The organism is Orlajensenia leifsoniae (genome assembly GCF_004570845.1).
Taxonomy (GTDB): Bacteria; Actinomycetota; Actinomycetes; order Actinomycetales; family Microbacteriaceae; genus Orlajensenia; species Orlajensenia leifsoniae.
In genome coordinates, this window is record NZ_SPQZ01000002.1 from 377,928 (window position 1) to 395,720 (window position 17,793).

Below are 17,793 nucleotides of genomic sequence, written 5' to 3' on the forward strand. Positions count from 1 at the left end.
TCACCATCAAATACGCGCATCTCGCGCCATCTGCAACAGGAGTCATTCGTGTCCGTAAAGATCGGAATCAACGGATTCGGCCGCATCGGCCGTAACTACTTCCGCGCCGCCCTCGCCAAGGGAAGCAACCTCGAGCTCGTGGCGGTGAACGACCTCACCGACAACAAGACGCTCGCCCACCTGCTCAAGTACGACTCGATCACGGGTCGCCTCGACGCCACCGTCGAGTACGACGACGAGAACATCATCGTCAACGGCAAGTCCATCCGCGTCTTCGAGGAGCGCGACCCCGCCAACCTCCCGTGGGGCGAGCTGGGCGTCGACATCGTCATCGAGTCGACCGGCCGTTTCACCAAGTCGGACGATGCGCGCAAGCACATCACCGCCGGCGCCAAGAAGGTCCTCGTGTCGGCTCCCGCCACGGGCTCCGACGTCGCGACGATCGTGCTCGGCGTGAACGAGGGCACCTACGACGCCTCGGTCCACGACATCATCTCGAACGCATCCTGCACGACGAACTGCCTCGCGCCGCTCGCCAAGGTGTTCAACGACGAGTTCGGCATCGAGCGCGGTCTCATGACCACGGTCCACGCCTACACCGCCGATCAGAACCTGCAGGACGGCCCGCACAGCGACCTCCGCCGTGCCCGCGCCGCAGCGCTCAACATCATCCCCACGTCGACCGGTGCGGCCAAGGCCCTCGGCCTCGTCCTGCCCGAGCTCGTCGGCAAGCTCGACGGCTACGCGCTGCGCGTTCCGGTTCCGACCGGTTCGATCACCGACCTCACGGTCACCGCCTCGCGTCCCGTCACGGTCGAAGAGGTCAACGCGGCGTACAAGGCTGCGGCCGAGGGTCCCCTCAAGGGCATCCTCAAGTACACCGAGGACGAGATCGTCTCCAGCGACATCGCCGGCGACCCGCACTCCTCGATCTTCGACGCCGGACTCACCAAGGTGATCGGCGACCAGGTCAAGGTCGCCTCCTGGTACGACAACGAGTGGGGCTACTCCAACCGTCTCGTCGACCTCGCCGAGTACGTCGCCGAGAAGCTGTAAGGGCTGGCGTGTCGCTTCGCACCATCTCGGAACTCGGGCCGCTCGCCGGCACGCGTGTCATCGTCCGTTGCGATCTGAACGTCCCCCTGAAGGACGGAAAGATCACGGATGACGGCCGCGTGCGGGCGTCGGTGCCGACCCTGACCACCCTGCTCGAGCAGGGCGCGAAGGTCGTCGTCATCTCCCACCTCGGTCGTCCCGACGGTGCACCCGACGCGCAGTACAGCTTGGCGCCGGTCGCCGAGCGGCTCTCCGAGCTGCTCGGCCGGCCGGTGGCCTTCGCCACGGACACCGTGGGGGAGTCGGCGGCATCCGTCGTCGACGCCCTCGAGGACGGCCAGATCGCCGTACTCGAGAACCTCCGCTTCAACGCCGGTGAGACGGCGAAGGACTCCGCCGAGCGGGTCGTCTTCGCCCAGAAGCTCGCCGCGTTCGGTTCCGTCTTCGTCTCAGACGGATTCGGCGTCGTGCACCGCAAGCAGGCGAGCGTCTACGAGCTCGCCGAACTGCTGCCGAGCGCAGCAGGCACGCTGATCGAGGCCGAACTGACCGTTCTCGAGAAGCTCACCCGCACGCCCGAGAAGCCGTACGCGGTCGTTCTCGGCGGCTCCAAGGTCTCAGACAAGCTCGGCGTGATCGGTCACCTGCTTCCGCGGGTCGACTCCCTGCTCATCGGCGGCGGCATGCTCTTCACCTTCCTCGCGGCCCAGGGCCACAAGGTGGGCGCGAGCCTGCTCGAGGCCGACCAGATCGACACGGTCAAGGGCTACCTCACCGAGGCCGAGCGCCTCGGTGTGCAGATCGTCCTGCCGACGGATGTCGTGGTCGCCTCGAAGTTCGGTGCAGACGCCGAGCACGTCGTGACCGCTGCCGATGCCATCGAGGAGACGCCGTTCGGTGCCTCCGGCCTCGGCCTCGACATCGGTCCTGACACGGCGGCTCACTTCGCCGAGGTCATCCGCGGGTCGAAGACGGTGTTCTGGAACGGCCCCATGGGCGTGTTCGAGCTCGAGCCGTTCGCGGCCGGAACGCGCACCGTCGCAGAAGCACTCACCCAGGTCGACGGCCTCAGCGTCGTCGGTGGTGGCGACTCCGCCGCCGCCATCCGCTCCCTCGGGTTCGCGGATGACGACTTCGGACACGTTTCCACGGGAGGCGGCGCCAGCCTCGAGTTCCTCGAGGGCAAGCACCTCCCCGGCTTGGAGGTACTCGGATGGCACTGAATCGCACCCCGCTGATCGCGGGCAACTGGAAGCTCAACCTCGATCACCTGCAGGCGATCGCGTTCGTGCAGAAGCTCGCGTGGAGCCTCGACGACGCCAAGCACGACTTCGCCGGCGTCGAGGTCGCGGTCTTCCCCCCGTTCACCGACCTGCGCAGCGTGCAGACCCTCGTGGCCAGCGACAAGCTCCCGATCGCCTTCGGCGCCCAGGACCTGTCGGCCCACGACTCCGGTGCCTACACCGGTGAGATCTCCGGTGCCTTCCTCGCGAAGCTCGAGTGCAGCTACGTCATCATCGGTCACTCCGAACGACGCACGCTGCACAACGAGACCGATGAGGTCGTCGCAGCGAAGGTGCAGGCGGCTCTCCGCCACAGCCTGGTCCCGATCATCTGCGTCGGCGAGACCGCCGAAGACCTCGAGACCCACGGCCCCAGTGCCGTGCCCGTCGCCCAGCTGCGTGCAGCCCTCGCCGGCGTCACGAGCGCTGCCGACATCGTCGTGGCATACGAGCCGGTCTGGGCCATCGGCTCCGGCCAGGCGGCGACGCCCGACCAGGCCGAGCAGGTCGCGGCAGCACTGCGAGCTGTGCTGGTCGAGCTCCTCGGAGACGACGTCGCAGCGAAGACCCGCATCCTCTACGGCGGATCGGTGAAGGCGGCGAACATCGCCGGCTTCATGCGCGAGCCGAACGTCGACGGCGCCCTCGTCGGAGGCGCGAGCCTCGACCTCGACGAGTTCGCCAGCATCGCGCGGTTCAAGCAGCACGTCGGCCTGTAACGATCGTGCGCGGCGGGCGGTCCGGGTTCCCGGGCCGCCCGCCGCGTGCCGTTATACTGGCCTGAGTTCTTCCGGCGCTTCGTCGCGCCGATCTTCGAAAGGTTTTCCGTGGACATCCTCCAGGTCGTACTCCAGGTCATCCTGGGCCTGACGAGCCTCCTGCTCACCCTGCTCATCCTGCTGCACAAGGGTCGCGGTGGCGGTCTCTCCGACATGTTCGGCGGCGGCGTGACCTCGAACCTCGGAGCATCCGGGGTGGCGGAGCGCAACCTGAACCGCATCACGGTCATCCTCGGCCTGGTGTGGATCTCGGCGATCGTCGTCCTCGGTCTCATCACGAAGTTCGAAACCGGCGCCTGAGCGCCACCACCCTCTTCACGGATCTAAGGACACACAATGGCATCAGGTGGTAGCGCGATCCGCGGCTCTCGCGTCGGCGCGGGTCCCATGGGCGAACAGGACCGCGGCTTCCACGCCGAGCGCGTGGCCGTGTCGTACTGGGACGCCCTCGGCAACGAGACCGTGCGGCACTTCGCCGCGAATCTCCCGGCGGAGGAGATCCCCGAGACGATCGACTCCCCGTCCTCCGGCCTTCCCGCCGGCCGCGACAAGGAGAACCCTCCTCTCGTCGCCAAGATGGAGCCCTACAAGACCCACCTCGCGTACGTGAAGGAACGTCGCACCGAGGAGGAGGCCGAGCAGTTGCTCGACGAGGCGCTGCAGCAGCTGCGCGTGCGTCGCGGCACGGCTGCCGCCGAGTAGCTCCAGCACTGACATGTGAAGAAGGGCCGCATCCGATCGGATGCGGCCCTTCTTCGTCGTGTGCGCGTGCTGCGCGGCAGCTCAGTAGCTGGGCGCGATGAGGTTCTCGGGAACCTCTGATGCGGCATCCGCGTCAACGAAGAACACCGTGCGCTTGCGCCCCTTGATCCCGGCGACGGGCACCTCATCGCGAGCCGCGCCGGCGAGGGCCAGGCCCAGGGCCGAGGCCTTGTCGGCGCCGGAGAGCACCATCCAGACCCGCTCCGAGGAGTTGAGGGTGGGCCGGGTGAGGCTCAATCGCTCGGCAGGCGGCTTGGGGGACTTGCGCACGGGGATGACCGAACGGTCCTCGATGCTGATGCCGGAGCGGTGCGGGAACAGCGACGCGATGTGGCCGTCGGGTCCGACGCCGAGGAAGGTGATGTCGAACCGGGGAGCACCCTCTCCGTCTCCGTGGGCCGCGAGCTCCGCCGCGTACTGCAGCGCGGCGTCGTCGAGGCTGATCCCGGAATCCGACGACGGGTAGGGGTGCACGTTCTCGGCCGGAACGCTGATGTGATCGAGCAGCGCATCACGAGCCTGCTGATCGTTGCGCTCGGCGTCGCCGGCGGGGAGCCAGCGCTCGTCGCCCCACCAGAAGCTCACCCGCGACCAGTCGATGGTGTCACGCGCCGGGCTGGCGTTGATGGCGGCGAGGACGGCCGTGCCGACGCGACCGCCCGTGAGCACCACGTTCGCCGTGGCCTGGTCATCGAGGATGTCGACTGTCTTCGTGATGAAGCGCGCGGCGACGGATGCCGCGAGCGACTCCGTGTCGGCGTGCACCAGGACGCGGCGTTCGTTCGTCATGCGAGAGGGCCCTCCGTGATCGCGCTCGGGGCGCCCAGGGTGGCCAGTCCACCCGTGATGACCTCACCATACAGTTCATCGGGGTCGAGTCTGCGCAGCTCGTCTGCGAGGCAGTCGCGCAGGTTGCGGCGCGCGAGCGCCACGTCGTGCGTCGGCTGGCCGGGCTGGGTGAGCGTCGCGATGCCGCCGTGCGTACGCACGAGGTCGATCGACTCGTCGCCACGGAACAGACGCACCCCGTGGATGCCCTGCGAGCTCTCGGCGCCCGTGAGCTCGTATTCGGTCTGCACCTGCAGTGCGAGGTGCAGCCAGGCGGCCAGGAGCGTCGTCGACGGGGAGTCGGCCGAACCCGAGACCTGGACGCCGGTGACGTTCTCGTACGGCGGCTGGTCGAGCACGGCGGCGAGCTGGGCGCGCCACAGTGTCACGCGCGTCCACGCGAAGTCGGTGTCACCCGGCGTGTAGTTCTTCGCGCAGGCCTCGAGGGCGAGCTGCGGATCGGCGTGGCGACGGGTCGCATCCGTGATCCGACGGAGCGCGATGAGACCGAGCGGAGATTTTCCGGGAACCTCGGGGGCGCGCCCGGGCCACCAGACGACGACGGGGGCATCCGGCAGGAGCAGGCCCATGATGAGGCTCTGCTCGTCCTTCGCCGTGTCGCCGGTGGGACGCAGGATCACGACCTCGCTGGCACCGGCGTCGCCGCCGACGCGGATCTCGGCATCGAGGCCGGGAGCTGCGTCGGGAGCGGCATCCGGATCCGTCGAGATGACGATGACCCGCATGGGGTGCTCGCGCGATGCATCGTTCGCGGCCTCGATGGCCTCCTCGGTGATCGACTCGTCAGACGCGATGACGAGGGTGAGCACGCGACCGAGGGCGACGGCGCCGCCCTCTTCGCGGATCTTGACGAGTGCCTTCGAGATGCCGCTCGTCGTGGTGTCGGGCAGGTCGACGATCATGGACGCCTCCAGGTGCGGCCGTCGCGGGCCAGTAGTTCATCGGCTTCGTCGGGGCCCCAGGATCCGGGCTTGTACTGCTGGGGCTGGCCCTGCGTCTCCCAGAACTCCTCGATCGGGTCGAGGATCTTCCACGAGAGCTCGACCTCCTCGTGGCGTGGGAAGAGGGGTGGATCGCCGAGCAGCACGTCGAGGATGAGACGCTCGTAGGCCTCGGGGCTCGCCTCGGTGAAGGCGTGGCCGTAGCCGAAGTCCATGGTGACGTCGCGCACCTGCATGCCGGCGCCGGGAACCTTCGAGCCGAAGCGGATCGTCACGCCCTCATCGGGCTGCACCCTGATGACGAGGGCGTTCTGGCCGAGCTGCGAGGTCTGGCTGTCGGCGAAGAGCTGCTGCGGTGCGCGCTTGAACACCACGGCGATCTCGGTGACGCGACGGCCGAGGCGCTTGCCCGCCCGCAGGTAGAACGGGACTCCCGCCCAGCGCCGGGTGCCGATCTCGAGCTTGAGGGCGGCGTAGGTCTCGGTGGTGGATTCGGGGTTCATCCCGTCCTCCTCGAGGAACCCGAGCACCTTCTCGCCACCCTGCCACCCGCCGGAGTACTGACCGCGCGCGGTCGACTTCGAGAGGTCGGAGGGCAGGCGCACGGCCGAGAGCACCTTCTCCTTCTCCGAGCGGAGAGCTGATGCCTCGAAGGAGATGGGCTCCTCCATGGCGGTCAGGGCCAGCAGCTGCAGGAGGTGGTTCTGGATGACGTCGCGGGCCGCGCCGATGCCGTCGTAGTAGCCGGCTCGGCCACCGACGCCGATGTCCTCGGCCATCGTGATCTGCACGTGGTCGACGAAGTTGGCGTTCCAGATGGGCTCGTAGAGCTGGTTGGCGAAGCGCAGAGCGAGGATGTTCTGCACGGTCTCCTTGCCGAGGTAGTGGTCGATGCGGAACACCGCATCGGCCGGGAACACCGACGCCACCATCTCGTTCAGCTCACGGGCGGAGGCCAGGTCGTGACCGAACGGCTTCTCGATGACGACGCGTCGCCACTCGCCGTCGGCCGGCTTGGCCAGTCCGGAGCGACGGAGCTGCTCCGTCACCTGGGGGAAGGCCTTCGGCGGGATCGAGAGGTAGAACGCGTGGTTGCCCATGGTTCCCCGCTCGGTGTCGAGCTCGGCGAGGGTCTCCTTGAGGGTCTCGAACGCAGCATCGTCGTCGAAGGTACCCGGCACGAAACGGATGCCCTGGGCGAGCTGCGTCCAGACCTCCTCGCGGAACTCCGTGCGCGCGTACTTCTTCACCGACTCGTGCACGATCTCCATGAAGTCCTGGTCCTCCCAGTCGCGCCGGGCGAACCCGACGAGACCGAATCCGGGAGGAAGCAGGCCGCGGTTGGCCAGGTCGTAGACGGCCGGCATCAGCTTCTTGCGCGACAGGTCACCCGTCACGCCGAAGATGATGAGCGCGCTCGGACCGGCGATGCGATTCAGGCGGTAGTCCTTGGCCGAGCGCAGGGGGTTGTGCTCGGCTGACACGTCAGCGGGGTTCATACTGCTCCTTCGCGACTAGCGGATCGCGTCGAACAACGCTGCGGTGTCCGCGGCGGCGTTCGTCAGGTTCAGTCGCAGCACGGGCCGGCCGTGGTCGGCCAGCACGCTGGCGTCACCGATGGCCTGCGCCTGGATGAGCTCGCCGAACGTGAACGGGATGCCCGGGATCTCGAGGTCCTCGACGGGGTTCTGCGTGATCTGCAGGAACACGCCGACGGCCGGACCGCCCTTGTGGAACTGACCGGTCGAGTGCAGGAACCGCGGCCCCCATCCGAACGTCACCGGACGGCCCGAGCGCTCGGCGAGGATCGCGCGCAGCTCGGTGAGCTGCGGGAGGGCGAGACGGTCGACGTATGCCTGGATGGCGATGTAGCCGTCGTCGGCGACCTCCTCAAGGAGGACCTCGATGGCCGACACCAGGTCGCTCGAGGCGCCGATGACGTCGGGCGTCCCGCGCACCTCGATGCCTCCGGTCACGAACGCTGCAGGCTCGGGGGCCGGACGGGCGTCGAGCAGGGCGCGGGTGGCGATCTTCGCGGACTCCACGTCGGGCTGGTCGAAGGGGTTGATGCCGAGGAGGCGCCCGGCCACGGCCGTGGCGTACTCCCAGACCAGGAACTGCGCGCCGAGGGTTCCGCTGACGCGGATCTCGTCGGCACCCTCGACGAACACGTCGTCTCCGGCGTCGTCGACCAGGCGCACCAGCTGCAGGTCGGCGAGCTCGTCCTTCAGCTCAGGGGCGTCCTTCTCGAGCACGACGGGCAGGATGCCCTTGCCGAGCTTGCCGGTCGACTCGGCGATGAGCTGCTCGGCCCAGTCGCCGAAGCCGACGATGTGGGTGCCATCCGTGATGATGCCCAGCTTGTCGCGCAGGGGAGAGGTGCCGGCGATCGCAGCACCGAGGATCAGACCGGGGTTCGACTCGTCGTCGATCGCGAGGCTGAGGGAGATGGTCTCGGCCTCGTCGAGGAGCTCGCCGATGTCGACGCCCGAGAGGCCGCTCGGCACCAGGCCGAACGCCGTGAGCGCCGAGTAGCGGCCGCCGACGTTGGGGTCGGCGTTGAAGACGCGGTAGCCGGTCTCGCGGGCGTTCTTGTCGAGGGGCGACCCGGGGTCGGTCACGACGATGATGCGCGTGAGCGGGTCGATGCCCGCTGCCCTGAAGGCCTGCTCGAAGGCACGACGCTGGCTGTCGGTCTCGGTGGTCGAGCCCGACTTCGACGACACGACGAGGGCCGTCTCGGAGAGGCGGTCGCCGAGGGCGCTGAGCACCTGGCCGGGCTCGGTGGAGTCGAGCACGGTGAGGTCGACGCGGGCCGTGTTGGTGATGACCTCGGGAGCGAGCGATGATCCGCCCATACCGGCGAGGGCGATGTGGCGCACCCCGGCGGCGTGGAGCTCATCGCGCAGGGCGTTGATCTCCTCGACGAGCGGGCGGGAGACCGCGACCGACTCGGTCCAGCCGAGACGCTTCGCGGCCTCGGCTTCGGCATCCGGTCCCCAGAGGGCGGCGTCGAAACCGGTGATGCCCGAGGCGACGAGATCCTTGACGAGGGTGGGGACGTGCGTGCGCACGGCCTCGGCTGCGGCTCCGCTCACCGAGATGCGGAAGCTCATTTCGCGGCCTCGAGCGCTGTCTTCACGGTCTCGAGCAGCTCGCCCCAGGAGACGATGAACTTCTCGACGCCCTCCTTCTCGAGCAGGGCGGTCACCTCGTCGTAGGAGACGCCGAGGCCCTCGAGCTGGTCGAGGATCTCACGGGCGGCGTCGTACGAGCCGCTGACGGTGTCGCCCTCGATGACTCCGTGGTCGAAGGTGGCCTCCATCGTCTTCTCGGGCATCGTGTTGACGACACCCTGCGCGACGAGGTTCGTCACGTAGAGGGTGTCGGGCAGCGACGGGTCCTTGACGCCGGTCGACGCCCACAACGGGCGCTGCACGTTGGCGCCGGCCCTGAGCAGGTTCTGGGCGCGGTCGGTGGCGAACTCGTCCTTGAAGAGCTCGTAGGCCAGCTGGGCGTTGGCGACGCCGGCCTTGCTCTTGAGCGCGAGGGCCTCGTCGGTGCCGATGGCCGTGAGTCGCTTGTCGATCTCGGTGTCGACGCGCGACACGAAGAAGGAGGCGACGGAGTGGATGGTCGAGAGGTCGATGCCCGCGGCCTGGGCCTTCTCGAGTCCGGCGATGTAGGCCGCGATGACGGCCTGGTGACGCTGGAGGCTGAAGATCAGCGTGACGTTGACGCTGATGCCGGCTCCGATGACCTCGGTGATGGCCTCGAGGCCCTCGACCGTTGCCGGGATCTTGATCATCGCGTTGGGGCGGTCGACCTTGGCCCAGAGCTGCTTGGCCTGTTCGATGGTCTTCGCGGCGTCGTGGGCGAAGCCGGGCTCGACCTCGATCGAGACGCGGCCGTCGACGCCGTCCGTGGCGTCGTACACGCCACGGAAGATGTCGGAGGCGTTGGCCACGTCATCCGTCGTGATCTCGAAGACGGCCTCGTCGACCGATGCGCCGCGAGCGGCGAGTTCGGCGACCTGCTCCTCGTAGGCGTGGCCGTTGGCGAGGGCTCCGGCGAAGATCGTCGGGTTCGTGGTGACGCCCACGACGTTCTTCTCCTCGATGAGCTTCTTCAGGCCGCCCGACGTGATGCGCTCACGCGAGAGGTCGTCGAGCCAGATGCTGACGCCGGCTGCTGAGAGCTCGGCGAGGGGGGTGGTTCCGGTCATGTGTTCAGATCTCCTTCATGCTGCGCATCACGCGGATGCGAGCGACTCCTTGGCGGCGGCGACGACGGCTTCAGCCGTGATGCCGAATTCGCGGAACAGCGTCTTCCAGTCGGCCGAGGCACCGAAGTGCTCGATCGAGATGCTGCGGCCGCGGTCTCCCACGTACTTGTCCCAGCTCATCGAGATGCCGGCCTCGACCGAGACACGGGCTGTGACGGATGCCGGGAGCACCGACTCGCGGTACTCGGCCGACTGCTCCTCGAACCACTCGAGGCTCGGCGCCGACACGACGCGGGCGTTGATCCCGTCGGCCTTGAGCGCCTCGCGCGCCTGCACGGCGAGCTGAACCTCGGACCCTGTGGCGATGAGGATGACGTCGGGCGTGCCGTTCGCTGCCTCGGCGAGGACGTAGGCGCCCTTCGCCGTGTTCTTCGCGGACGCGAAGACGTCGCCGGACGCCTCGCCGTCACCGCGCTCGAAGACCGCGATGTTCTGGCGGGTGAGGGCGATACCGGCCGGTCCCTGGCGACGCTTGAGGATCTCGAGCCAGGCGTAGGACACCTCGTTGGCGTCGCCGGGGCGCACCACGTCGAGACCCGGGATCGCACGCAGCGTCGAGAGCTGCTCGACCGGCTGGTGTGTCGGGCCGTCCTCGCCGAGGGCGACGGAGTCGTGGGTCCAGACGTAGATCGCCGGCGCCTTCATGAGCGCGGCGAGACGGACGGCCGGGCGCATGTAGTCGCTGAAGATCAGGAAGGTGCCGCCGAAGGGACGCGTGTTGCCGTGCAGCACGATGCCGTTCAGGATGGCGCCCATCGCGTGCTCGCGGATTCCGAAGTGCAGCACGCGGCCGTACTCGTTGCCCGTCCACTCGTGGGTGGAGTGCTCGCTGGGCACGAATGACGCGGCATTCGTGATCGTCGTCAGGTTGGACTCGGCCAGGTCGGCCGATCCGCCCCACAGCTCGGGCACGACGCCGGCGATGGCATTGATGACCTTGCCGGATGCGGCACGGGTCGAGATCTCGACACCGGCCTCGAACACGGGGAGGACGTCTTCGACACCGTCGGGCAGCTCACCCGTCAGCACGCGGTCGAGGAGCTGCTTGCGCTCGGGGTTCGCCTCAGCCCAGGCGTCGAACGACACCTGCCATTCGGCGTGCTCGGCTGCACCGCGCTCGAGAGCGAGACGGGTGTGGTCGATGACCTCGGGGGCGACGTCGAAGTTCTTCTCGGGGTCGAAGCCGAGAACCTCCTTGACGGCGGCCAGTTCCTCGGCGCCCAGGGCGGAGCCGTGGATCTTTCCGCTGTTCTGCTTCTTCGGGCTCGGCCAGCCGATGATCGTCTTGAGGATGATGAGCGACGGCTTGTCGGTCTCGGCCTTGGCGGCCTCGATCGCGCGGTGCAGCTCGGCGACGTCCTCGACGTACTCGCCGGTCTTCTTCCAGTCGACCGTCTGCACGTGCCAGTGGTAGGCCTCGTAGCGGGCGGCGACGTCTTCGGTGAAGGCGATGTTGGTGTCGTCCTCGATGGAGATCTGGTTGCTGTCGTAGATCACGACGAGGCTTCCGAGCTCCTGGTGACCGGCGAGCGATGACGCCTCGCTGGTGATGCCCTCCTGGAGGTCGCCGTCTCCGGCGATGACGTAGATGTTGTGATCGAACGGGCTGGTGCCCGCAGCGGCATCCGGGTCGAACAGGCCGCGCTCGAAGCGCTGCGCGTAGGCGAAGCCCACGGCGGAGGAGAGGCCCTGTCCGAGCGGGCCGGTGGTGATCTCGACGCCGTCGGTGTGGCCGTACTCGGGGTGTCCGGGGGTGAGTGAGCCCCAGGTGCGAAGCGCCTTGAGGTCGTCGAGCTCGAGGCCGTAGCCGCCGAAGTAGAGCTGCACGTACTGGGTCAGCGAGCTGTGGCCGGCCGAGAGGATGAATCGGTCGCGACCGATCCATTCGTTGTCGGACGGGTCACGGCGCATGACCTTCTGGAAGAGCAGGTAGGCCGCGGGGGCGAGGCTCATGGCCGTCCCGGGGTGGCCGTTGCCCACCTTCTCGACCGCGTCCGCTGCGAGGATTCGCGCGGTGTCGACGGCCTTGTCGTCGATGGGTTCCCATTGCAGAGCTGGCACTGGTAACTGACCCTTCTCAATGCGTCAGGAGCCACCGCAGTTGCAGGGCTCCGTTGTTATCGGAGCACGCCGTCGTCATCCTTGGCACACAGCACGTGAACGCGGGGGAGCGAGTCGTTCGACGAGGATCGGCTCACGCCGGGCGCACAGGCTGATAGGCGAGCCTTCCCAGTATAGAGACAGCGTCTTTGTCTATTAGGGACGAAGAGGCAGGGCGCCGTTACAGTCCGGTTGCATGATCCCCACAGTCGGCCGACCTCGCTGTGAGGTGGCTGTGGGGCTCCGTCGCGCGCCGATGGCCTAGACTGGCAGCAGCATTCCCGGGCCGACTATTCCCGGATTATGGGGAGTAATGAACGTCGCACTTGAGACACGATCCGCCGCGTCCTCCATCGGAGTCCGACGCAAGCTGAACGCGTACATCTCATTGACGAAGCCGCGCGTGGTCGAGCTGCTGCTCGTCGTCACCGCTCCGACGATGATCCTCGCGCAGGGCGGCATCCCGTCCCTGTGGCTCGTGCTCGCGACCCTGATCGGCGGCGCCATGAGCGCCGGTTCCGCCGGGGCCTTCAACTGCTACATCGACCGCGACATCGATCGCCTGATGAAGCGCACGAAGAACCGCCCCCTCGTGACCGGCGACCTGACCGACCGTGAGGCCCTCGTCTTCGCGTGGGGGCTCGGCATCGCCTCCATCGTCTGGCTCTGGGCCTTCACCAACTGGCTCGCCGCGGCGCTGTCGCTCGGGGCGATCCTGCTCTACGTGGTGTTCTACAGCCTGATCCTCAAGCGCCGTACCTCGCAGAACATCGTCTGGGGCGGCGTTGCCGGCTGCATGCCCGTGCTCATCGGCTGGGCCGCCGTCACGGGCAGCCTGTCGTGGACGCCGTTCATCCTGTTCGCGATCATCTTCCTCTGGACGCCCCCGCACTACTGGCCGCTGTCGATGAAGTACCGCGAGGACTACAAGGCCGCAGGAGTGCCGATGCTCGCCGTCGTGCGCGGTCGTGCCCAGGTCGGACTCCAGGTCATCCTGTACGCGTGGGCCACCGTGGCGTGCTCGCTGCTGCTCATCCCCGTCGCAGGCATGGGACTCGTCTACTCCGCCGTGGCGCTCGTCGTCGGCGGCTGGTTCCTGTACGAGTCGCACCGCCTCTACGACCTGGCCATCCGGCACGTCGACGTGTCGCCGATGCGGGTGTTCCACGGGTCGATCGCCTACCTGTCGCTGCTGTTCCTCGCCATCGGCATCGACCCGCTGCTGCCCTTCTGACCTTCCCGCTCCATCGCAGCGGCCTGCGCGCCACCTCGAGCGGGGCAGACCCTCACGAGAGGGCGCTCCGGATCAGTCGATCACGGCGGCCGCGAGCAGCAGGGCGAGCGGATTCGTCTCGTCGACGTTGCTCACCCCGAACCGGGTGCGCGCCCATCCCGGATCGAGCCGGTCGAATCCGCCCCAGCCCTCGTGGTCGAAGAGCAGCATCGCGACCTCGACATCCGTCGGAGCCATGATCCGATCGCGAACGGATGCCGCAGCCTCGTCCTCCACGCCGTTGAGTGCGTCGACGAGCCCGTCGCTGATCGGGCCGTGGAACTCGTCGCCGTCACTGAGCCCGCTGATGATGGGTTCGCTGAGTTCGAGGCCGTCCATCACGCTGCGCGCGTACGGGATGCGGACCGAGAGCAGGCCGTCGTCGAGGGAGCCCACGGTGACGGCGAGGGCCTCGGACACCCGCGGGTCGCCGACCTCGAACCTCGACTCGATCGTGGCGGACGCCCGCGTCTCGGGGTCGAGCCCCACCGCTATCCAGGTGTCGCTCGTGATGGCGATGGCATCGGCGTTCAGGTGCTTCGTGATGTGGTGCAGCACACCGAGTGCGCGTTCGTCGGGGACGACGGCGAAGGAGGCGTACGGCCGCGAGTCGAGGTAGAGGTCGGCGTACAGCGGCATGAATCCGTTGTCGTACGGAGTGTCGGCGAGCCTGCGGCAGGCCGCACGAGCCTGATGCCTCGCCATCGTCTCGATGTCGAGCCTGTCGTCCGCGGGCACTGAGCCGGCTGTCATGTCGGGAGTCTACGAGCGTGACAACCCGGAAGTCCGGCTGCCGCGCCGTCGAAGCCGATCGTCCCAGGGAGGCATCGTCACCCGTGTGGTGGGTCGATCGGGCGCCCGGATGCCGCATCCACCGCCGACGCGATGATCTCGTCGAATCCGTACTCGGCCGTCCAGCCGGTCTCGGAGCGCAGCCGGGTGGCGTCCGCGATCACCCGTGCGGGATCCCCGGCGCGGGCCTCGGCGATGACGGGAGTGATGTCCCGGCCCGTCTCGGCGCTGACGGCCGCGATGACATCCAGCACGGAGACGCCTTCGCCCCGCCCGACGTTGAACACGTCGTACTGCCGCTCATCGCGCCCGAGGTACTCGAGCGCATCGATGTGCGCGGTCGCGATGTCGAGCACGTGCACGTAGTCGCGTACGCCGGATCCGTCCTCGGTGTCGAAATCGGTGCCGAAGACCGTCGGAACGCCTCCCTCGGCGATCCTGTCGAGCACGATCGTGAGGAGGTTCAGCACCTGCGGATCGCCGAGGTCGCTCCAGCCTGCTCCGGCCACGTTGAAGTAGCGCAGGCTCACCGTTCGCAGCCCGAATGCCCGGGCGGCATCACGCAGCAGCCACTCGCCGGCCAGCTTGGTCTCGCCGTAGGGATTGATGGGGGAGAGCGGCGCGTCCTCAGTGACGGGGTGGTCGCCCGTCATCCCGTACACGGCGGCCGACGAGGAGAACACGAAGCGTTCGACGCCGGTCTGCTCCGCTGCGGCGAGCACATTGGCGAGGCCGCCTACGTTCTGCTGGAAGTACCAGACGGGTGAGCCGACCGACTCGCCGACCTGCTTCCTCGCCGCGAAGTGGATGACGGCATCGACGGCGTACTGCGTCATGGCAGCGGAGATCGCATCGGCGGCGCCCGATGCCGCGACATCCAGTTCGACGAGCGGCACGCCGGACACGCGCGACGCGATCCCGGACGAGAGGTCGTCCACGACGACGACCGGGACCCCCGCCTCGTTCAGGAGTCGCACGACGTGAGCACCGATGTACCCGGCGCCGCCCGTGACCATGACGGTCATCGTCGCACCAGCGCCGCCGTCATGCGCTCACGCGAGCGTCGAGGTGCGCGGTCGCCGTCGTCGGCGCCGACTGGGGCCGACGAAGCGAGAGCACGACGTTCGTCATCGCCGCGGCGAGGCAGGCTGCGAGCACCATGTGCAGGCCGACGAGGAAGGGCGGTAGCCCGGTGCGTGCCTGGATCAGGCCGACGACGATCTGCGCGACCTCGACGGCGAGGAGGAGGAACACCGTCCCGCCGCCGGGGATCTTCGCCACCAGCGCGGCGATCAGCATGGCCACGGTGAGCGCCAGCGTCACGTAGGCGGGCCAGGAGTGCACATGCTGCAGCACCTCCGGGTCGAGTCCGTTGCGCGGGGCATCCGCGTCTCCCGCGTGCGGGCCAGACCCCGTGGTGATGATGCCGACCAGGATCGTGATCGCCACGACGGCGCTCGTGATGTGGGCGATGATCGCGTACCACCGCGGGACGGCGAGAGCCCGGGCGCCCGGAGCGGCGTAGACCCGGTGCACGAGTGCCGTGGCGAGGCAGACCAGAACGATCGAGACGACGAAGTGCAGGCCGACGACGTAGGGGTTGAGACCGGTCAGGACGCTGAGGCCGCCGATGACGCCCTGGGCCGGGATGCCGAGGCCGATGAACAGGGAGAGCCGGAAGAGGTCGCGGCGTTCGGCGCGCATGCGGATGACGAGCAGGAACATCGCGATCGCGATGAAGACGAGCACGAAGGTCATCAGGCGGTTGCCGAATTCGATCACCCCGTGGACGCCCATCTCGGGAGTGTTCACGAGGGAGTCCGCCGTGCAGGTGGGCCAGGTGGGGCATCCGAGACCGGATGCGGTGAGGCGGACGAGCCCGCCCGTGCCGATGAGCACGATCTGGGCGATCAGCGAGAGCCAGGCGAAGACGCGCACGCGGCGATCGATCTGCGTGGGGAGCCAGTTCAGAAATCGCGACACGTCGGGGAGGTCCTGTTCTTCGTACGGCAGACTCACGGGCTGCGCCGCTGCAACGTCACCGCGGGTGCCTGTAGAATCAATTGGTTGGAGAACCGCGTGTCACCGGTGTCAATCAGTCGGCACACGCTCTTTCGGTTCCTTCGACAATTCTAGGTACGCACAGAAGCTGCCCCGCACAAATCAGACCTCGTGACCGTTCGTATCCACATACGCGGAAGGGGAATGAGCCGGATTGATAGCCGGTCGTCATGGGTAGGAAAGAGGGAGACATGTCGGACGTTCTCATCGACCGCCCCGAACTGGAAGGGCTCGGTACCTACGAGTTCGGCTGGTCGGATTCCGACGCTGCAGGCGCATCCGCCCGGCGTGGGATCTCGCCGGAGGTGGTTCGCGACATCTCGGCTTTGAAGCAGGAGCCCGAGTGGATGCTGCAGCGGCGCCTCAAGGCGCTCCAGCTCTTCGAACGCAAGCCGATGCCCACCTGGGGTGCCGACCTGTCGGAGATCGACTTCGACAACATCAAGTACTTCGTGCGGTCGACCGAGAAGCAGGCCCAGACCTGGGAAGACCTGCCCGACGACATCAAGAGCACCTACGAGAAGCTCGGCATCCCCGAGGCCGAGCGCCAGCGCCTCGTCTCGGGCGTCGCTGCCCAGTACGAGTCCGAGGTGGTGTACCACCAGATCAACGAGGAGCTCGAGGCTCAGGGCGTGATCTTCATGGACACCGACACCGCTCTGAAGGAGCACCCCGAGTTCTTCGACGAGTACTTCGGCACCGTCATCCCGTCGGGCGACAACAAGTTCGCCGCTCTGAACACCGCCGTCTGGTCGGGTGGATCGTTCGTGTACGTGCCGCCGGGAGTCCACGTCGAGATTCCCCTGCAGGCCTACTTCCGCATCAACACGGAGAACATGGGCCAGTTCGAGCGCACGCTGATCATCGCCGACGAGGGCAGCTACGTCCACTACATCGAGGGCTGCACGGCCCCGATCTACAAGAGCGACTCGCTGCACTCCGCCGTGGTCGAGATCATCGTGAAGAAGAACGCCCGCGTTCGCTACACGACGATCCAGAACTGGTCGAACAACGTCTACAACCTCGTCACGAAGCGCGCCACCGCCGGTGAGGGCGCGACGATGGAGTGGATCGACGGCAACATCGGCTCCAAGGTGACGATGAAGTACCCGTCCATCTACCTCATGGGCGAGCACGCCAAGGGCGAGACCCTCTCCGTGGCCTTCGCCGGCCCCGGCCAGCACCAGGACGCCGGCGCCAAGATGATCCACATGGCTCCGCACACGCAGAGCTCGATCGTCTCGAAGTCGATCGCCCGGGGCGGCGGCCGCGCCGGCTACCGCGGCGAGGTGCGGGTTGATGCCAACGCGCACCACTCCGCCAACACCGTGCGCTGCGACGCCCTCCTGGTCGACACCATCTCCCGCTCCGACACCTACCCGGCCATCGACATCCGTGTCGACGACGTGCAGCTCGGCCACGAGGCCACGGTCTCGCGAGTCTCCGAGGAGCAGTTGTTCTACCTCATGAGCCGCGGCATGCCCGAAGACGAGGCCATGGCGATGATCGTGCGCGGCTTCATCGAGCCGATCGCCCGCGAGCTGCCCATGGAGTACGCGCTCGAACTCAACAAGCTCATCGAGATGGGCATGGAAGGCTCTGTCGGATGACC

16 protein-coding genes are annotated in these 17,793 nt (G+C 67.8%); 7 read left to right on the top strand and 9 right to left on the bottom strand.

The window, feature by feature from the left end:
• Positions 1–48 precede the first annotated feature (48 nt).
• The 5 genes from gap (at position 49) to E4M00_RS05845 (ending at position 3,820) form a co-directional block, all read left to right on the top strand.
• A complete protein-coding gene (gene gap / locus E4M00_RS05825) occupies positions 49–1,056 on the top strand; it encodes a type I glyceraldehyde-3-phosphate dehydrogenase (RefSeq protein ID WP_056163172.1) in 1,008 nt (335 codons plus the stop codon).
• Between the two features lie 8 nt (positions 1,057–1,064).
• Positions 1,065–2,279 carry a phosphoglycerate kinase gene (locus E4M00_RS05830; RefSeq protein ID WP_135119512.1) on the top strand — a complete coding sequence of 405 codons (1,215 nt, stop codon included), beginning with the start codon at positions 1,065–1,067 and terminating at the stop codon, positions 2,277–2,279.
• The gene (tpiA, locus tag E4M00_RS05835; protein WP_055818290.1) at positions 2,270–3,058 is read left to right on the top strand and encodes a triose-phosphate isomerase; all 789 of its coding nucleotides are present in this window, start codon (positions 2,270–2,272) and stop codon (positions 3,056–3,058) included. Before E4M00_RS05830 ends, tpiA begins: the two co-directional genes overlap by 10 nt.
• Positions 3,059–3,166: 108 nt before the next feature.
• Positions 3,167–3,418, top strand: a complete 252-nt coding sequence (gene secG / locus E4M00_RS05840) for a preprotein translocase subunit SecG (RefSeq protein ID WP_056163160.1) — start codon at positions 3,167–3,169, stop codon at positions 3,416–3,418.
• Between the two features lie 36 nt (positions 3,419–3,454).
• Complete coding sequence (locus E4M00_RS05845; RefSeq protein WP_055818294.1) at positions 3,455–3,820, top strand: RNA polymerase-binding protein RbpA; 366 nt, start codon at positions 3,455–3,457, stop codon at positions 3,818–3,820.
• Positions 3,821–3,901: 81 nt separating this feature from the next.
• Here E4M00_RS05845 and pgl read toward each other — a convergent pair whose 3' ends face one another.
• The 6 genes from pgl to tkt are packed head-to-tail and all read right to left on the bottom strand — an operon-like array spanning position 3,902 to position 12,016.
• Entirely contained in the window at positions 3,902–4,669 is a 768-nt protein-coding gene (pgl, locus tag E4M00_RS05850) for a 6-phosphogluconolactonase (RefSeq protein ID WP_135119513.1), read from the bottom strand.
• The gene (locus E4M00_RS05855) at positions 4,666–5,631 is read right to left on the bottom strand and encodes a glucose-6-phosphate dehydrogenase assembly protein OpcA (RefSeq protein ID WP_135119514.1); all 966 of its coding nucleotides are present in this window, start codon (positions 5,629–5,631) and stop codon (positions 4,666–4,668) included. Before E4M00_RS05855 ends, pgl begins: the two co-directional genes overlap by 4 nt.
• On the bottom strand, positions 5,628–7,169 hold the full coding sequence (zwf, locus tag E4M00_RS05860) for a glucose-6-phosphate dehydrogenase (RefSeq protein ID WP_135119515.1): 1,542 nt from the start codon (positions 7,167–7,169) through the stop codon (positions 5,628–5,630). The genes E4M00_RS05855 and zwf overlap by 4 nt, the downstream gene beginning before the upstream one ends.
• Before the next feature lie 15 nt (positions 7,170–7,184).
• Positions 7,185–8,786, bottom strand: coding sequence for a glucose-6-phosphate isomerase (locus E4M00_RS05865; protein ID WP_135119516.1), 1,602 nt, complete (start codon positions 8,784–8,786; stop codon positions 7,185–7,187).
• Complete coding sequence (gene tal / locus E4M00_RS05870; RefSeq protein WP_135119517.1) at positions 8,783–9,895, bottom strand: transaldolase; 1,113 nt, start codon at positions 9,893–9,895, stop codon at positions 8,783–8,785. The genes E4M00_RS05865 and tal overlap by 4 nt, the downstream gene beginning before the upstream one ends.
• Before the next feature lie 27 nt (positions 9,896–9,922).
• Positions 9,923–12,016 carry a transketolase gene (gene tkt, locus E4M00_RS05875; RefSeq protein ID WP_135119518.1) on the bottom strand — a complete coding sequence of 698 codons (2,094 nt, stop codon included), beginning with the start codon at positions 12,014–12,016 and terminating at the stop codon, positions 9,923–9,925.
• 352 nt (positions 12,017–12,368) lie between these two features.
• Between tkt and E4M00_RS05880 the strand changes: the two genes are divergently transcribed.
• Positions 12,369–13,289 (top strand): heme o synthase, encoded by a 921-nt coding sequence (locus E4M00_RS05880; protein ID WP_135119519.1) that lies wholly within the window; start codon positions 12,369–12,371, stop codon positions 13,287–13,289.
• A 72-nt stretch (positions 13,290–13,361) separates the two neighbouring features.
• Here the strand turns inward: E4M00_RS05880 and E4M00_RS05885 are convergent, their stop codons facing one another.
• From E4M00_RS05885 to E4M00_RS05895, 3 genes are all read right to left on the bottom strand, one after another.
• Positions 13,362–14,081, bottom strand: a complete 720-nt coding sequence (locus E4M00_RS05885; RefSeq protein ID WP_135119520.1) for a hypothetical protein — start codon at positions 14,079–14,081, stop codon at positions 13,362–13,364.
• A 77-nt stretch (positions 14,082–14,158) separates the two neighbouring features.
• Positions 14,159–15,145, bottom strand: coding sequence for a UDP-glucose 4-epimerase GalE (gene galE, locus E4M00_RS05890; protein ID WP_135119521.1), 987 nt, complete (start codon positions 15,143–15,145; stop codon positions 14,159–14,161).
• Positions 15,146–15,164: 19 nt separating this feature from the next.
• Positions 15,165–16,103 (bottom strand): COX15/CtaA family protein, encoded by a 939-nt coding sequence (locus E4M00_RS05895; RefSeq protein WP_135119963.1) that lies wholly within the window; start codon positions 16,101–16,103, stop codon positions 15,165–15,167.
• Between the two features lie 269 nt (positions 16,104–16,372).
• Here E4M00_RS05895 and sufB point away from each other — a divergent pair, with 269 nt between their 5' ends.
• On the top strand, positions 16,373–17,791 hold the full coding sequence (gene sufB / locus E4M00_RS05900) for a Fe-S cluster assembly protein SufB (RefSeq protein WP_056163118.1): 1,419 nt from the start codon (positions 16,373–16,375) through the stop codon (positions 17,789–17,791).
• The last annotated feature ends 2 nt before the right edge of the window (positions 17,792–17,793 follow it).